We start from the raw sequence: 3,170 nt of genomic DNA on the forward strand, positions 1-3,170 counted from the left end.
ATTTGATGGAATTTATTTGAATTAGTTATTTTTAATTTGATTTTAATTCTTATTTGATGGAATTTATTTGAATTAGTTATTTTTAATTTGATTTTAATTCTTATTTGATGGAATTTATTTGAATTAGTTATTTTTAATTTGATTTTAATTCTTATTTGATGGAATTTATTTGAATTAGTTATTTTTAATTTGATTTTAATTCTTATTTAATGGAATTTTACTTAAATTATTATTTATTTACAAGTGAAAAAAATATTTGGAATTTATATTTATTAATTTATTATTGATATTTTTTGGAGATTAATCATGATAGTGAAAGATTGGTGTTCTTATTGCGGATGTTGTGCAGGTGTCTGTATAAGAAACTGTATTGAAGTTAAAGAAACTGCATTAGTTTTTGATGAAAACTGTAATAACTGTGGAATTTGCGTTAAAGCTTGTCCTTTAAGAGCATTGGAATTGGAAGAATAGATTATTTTTATTAGGGATTGATTATAATGATTAAGACTGATGTATTGGTTATTGGTGCTGGCCCTGCCGGTTCAAGTGCTGCAAGATTTGCAGCTAAAGGTGGAGCGGATGTAATTCTCATAGACAAGAAGTCTGAAATTGGTGCTCCTAAAAGATGTGCTGAAGGTGTTTCCAAAAATACCTTTGAAAAATTGGAACTTGAAATTGATCCACATTGGATTACCCGTGAAATTGAAGGTATTAGATTAGTTGCTCCTAACGGAACCGATGTATGGATTACAAATGACATTGTTGAATTGCCTGAAGCAGGTTATATCCTTGAAAGAAAGGTCTTTGACAAGCATATGGCTATGGAAGCCGGAAGAGAAGGGGCACAAATTAAGATTAAAACCCAAGCTAAAGGCCTTAAGAAAGAGGATGACGGTTCATACACCGTTACAGTAGATACCATGGGTGATGTTTACGACATTAACGCTAAAATTATTATTGGAGCAGACGGTCCTGAATCCCATGTAGCTAAATGGGCTGGTCTTAAAGCTTACACCAAACCTAAACATATGGAATCAGGTATTCAATTTGAAATGTGTAATGCAAACATGATTAGAAGTGATGTTTTAGAGTTCTACTTTGGAACTGTTGCTCCTGGAGGATACTTCTGGCTATTCCCTAAAGGTGATGATATTGTAAATGCAGGATTAGCTATTATTCCTGAAATGGCTGGAGATAAGTCAGCTTATGAATATTTGGTTGATGCTGTTAAAAACTGTCCTGCAACCAAGGATGCTCAACCTGTTGAATTGAATGTAGGTGGAGACCCTGTTGGCGGACTTGTTAAGGAAATGTATGGAGACAATATCTTACTTTGTGGAGATGCTGCAAGTCAGGTAAATCCTTTAACCGGTGGAGGTATTACCAGCGGTATGACCGGTGGTATGTTAGCTGGTAAGGTGGCTGCAGAAGCTATTAAGGCAAATGACTGCTCTAAAAAATTCCTTAAGAAATATGATCAATTGGTTAAAGATGAAATGGGTCACGATATGGATAAATACGGTAAGGTATGTGACTACTTATGGACTTTATCTGATGAGGAATTAAACAGTATTGCAGAGGCATTCCAAGACATGGAATTCTCCAGAATCAGTACTACTGAGCTTGTTAAGGCTTTAATTAAGATTTCTCCTAAAGCAGCTCTTAAATTACGTAAACTATTCTAGATTTTTAATTTAGAATTTTTACTTTTCTTTTTTTATAGGTTTTAGTTTAAAATCTATTTTGATTATTTTTTTAATTCATATTTCAATATTAAAATCTAATTTTTAATTATTTTTTTTAATTCATATTTCCATATTAAAATCTATTTTTACTTTTTTCATAGCTTTAATTTTTAATTATTTTATTGATTTTCTTTTATTTTTCTTATTTTTTCAATTATTTTTTATATTTTAGTATTTCATTGATTTCTTAAACTATATATTCTAAAAAAATAAATATAATTAATAATAAAGAATTTATAAAAACTATTAAGTATTAATTCAACTGTCTGGTTTTTATATCTAATTAACTAAAACTTAAGGGAATAATATGATATTAATTACAGGTGGAGCAGGATATATAGGCTCCCATATTAATAAATTGCTTAACAAGTCAGGTTATGAAACCATTGTATTGGATAATCTGGTAAAAGGTCACAAATCCGCTGTAAAGTGGGGAAAATTTGTTAGATTTGATTTAAGCGATACTGAAAAATTAAGAAAATTGTTTGCAGAAAATAATATCGATGCAGTTATGCATTTTGCTGCATTTTCCTCTGTTGCAGAATCTGTAGAGGAACCTGAAAAATACTTTAAAAACAATTATGAAAATACCTCTAATCTATTAAAGGTAATGAAGGAGTTTAGGGTAAGGAAATTCATCTTCTCCTCAACTGCAGCATTATATGGAATTCCTAAGGAGATTCCAATCAAGGAAAACGCTGAACTTAATCCTATCAATCCTTATGGAGAATCAAAGCTTATGGTTGAAAATCTCTTAAAGGACGAATCTGACTTCGGCGGATTGAAATATGTTTCATTAAGGTATTTCAATGCAGCTGGTGCAGATTTGGACTGTGAAATCGGAGAGGATCATAATCCTGAATCCCATTTGATTCCTTTGGTGCTGGATGCAGCTATTGGAAGACGTGACAGCATATCCATATTCGGAGATGACTATGACACTCCTGACGGCACATGCATAAGGGATTATATTCATGTAAATGACTTGGCTGACGCTCACTTGAAGGCATTGCAATATCTTGAAGATCCATTCAATGACAGTAATGTGTTTAATTTAGGTAATGGAAGTGGATTTTCTGTAAAAGAGGTTATTGATACCTGTAAAAAGGTTACTGGTGTTGACTTTAAGGTTAAAACCGATGCTCGTCGTGAAGGAGATCCTGACATTTTGATTGCAGATTCCAAAAAGGCAGAGGAAATCCTAAAATGGAAACCTGAAATCTCTGATTTGGAAGAGATTGTTTCATCTGCATGGAAATGGCATAAGAAACTCCACGGATAAGTGTTTTTAATATATTGTGGGATTAGGATAAGTTTTTTAAGTATAATGGGTGTTTTTTTTTAAATTTCTGATGAGATTTGTAAAAGTGTTTTTAAGTATAATGGGTGTTTTTTTTTAAATTTCTGATGAGATTTGTAAAAGTG

At 31.5% G+C, this 3,170-nt stretch carries 3 protein-coding genes; all 3 read left to right on the forward strand.

The features are described 5' to 3' along the window. The first annotated feature begins 306 nt into the window (after positions 1-306). The 3 genes from Q0138_RS02435 to galE all read left to right on the forward strand — a co-directional run bounded on the left by Q0138_RS02435 (position 307) and on the right by galE (position 3,027). Positions 307-471, forward strand: a complete 165-nt coding sequence (locus Q0138_RS02435) for a 4Fe-4S binding protein (protein WP_297980457.1) — start codon at positions 307-309, stop codon at positions 469-471. 26 nt (positions 472-497) lie between these two features. Beyond that, positions 498-1,685, forward strand: coding sequence for an NAD(P)/FAD-dependent oxidoreductase (locus tag Q0138_RS02440; protein ID WP_297980460.1), 1,188 nt, complete (start codon positions 498-500; stop codon positions 1,683-1,685). Between the two features lie 367 nt (positions 1,686-2,052). Continuing rightward, positions 2,053-3,027, forward strand: a complete 975-nt coding sequence (gene galE, locus Q0138_RS02445; protein ID WP_297980463.1) for a UDP-glucose 4-epimerase GalE — start codon at positions 2,053-2,055, stop codon at positions 3,025-3,027. Positions 3,028-3,170 lie beyond the last annotated feature (143 nt).

It is taken from the genome of uncultured Methanobrevibacter sp., from assembly GCF_937906425.1.
Lineage (GTDB): Archaea > Methanobacteriota > Methanobacteria > Methanobacteriales > Methanobacteriaceae > Methanobrevibacter.

Bases quoted from the DNA above. Each gene is read 5' to 3' on its own strand.
- Q0138_RS02435 (WP_297980457.1), top strand. From the start codon at position 307: ATGATAGTGAAAGATTGGTGTTCTTATTGCGGATGTTGTGCAGGTGTC.
- Q0138_RS02440 (WP_297980460.1), top strand. From the start codon at position 498: ATGATTAAGACTGATGTATTGGTTATTGGTGCTGGCCCTGCCGGTTCA.
- galE (WP_297980463.1), top strand. From the start codon at position 2,053: ATGATATTAATTACAGGTGGAGCAGGATATATAGGCTCCCATATTAAT.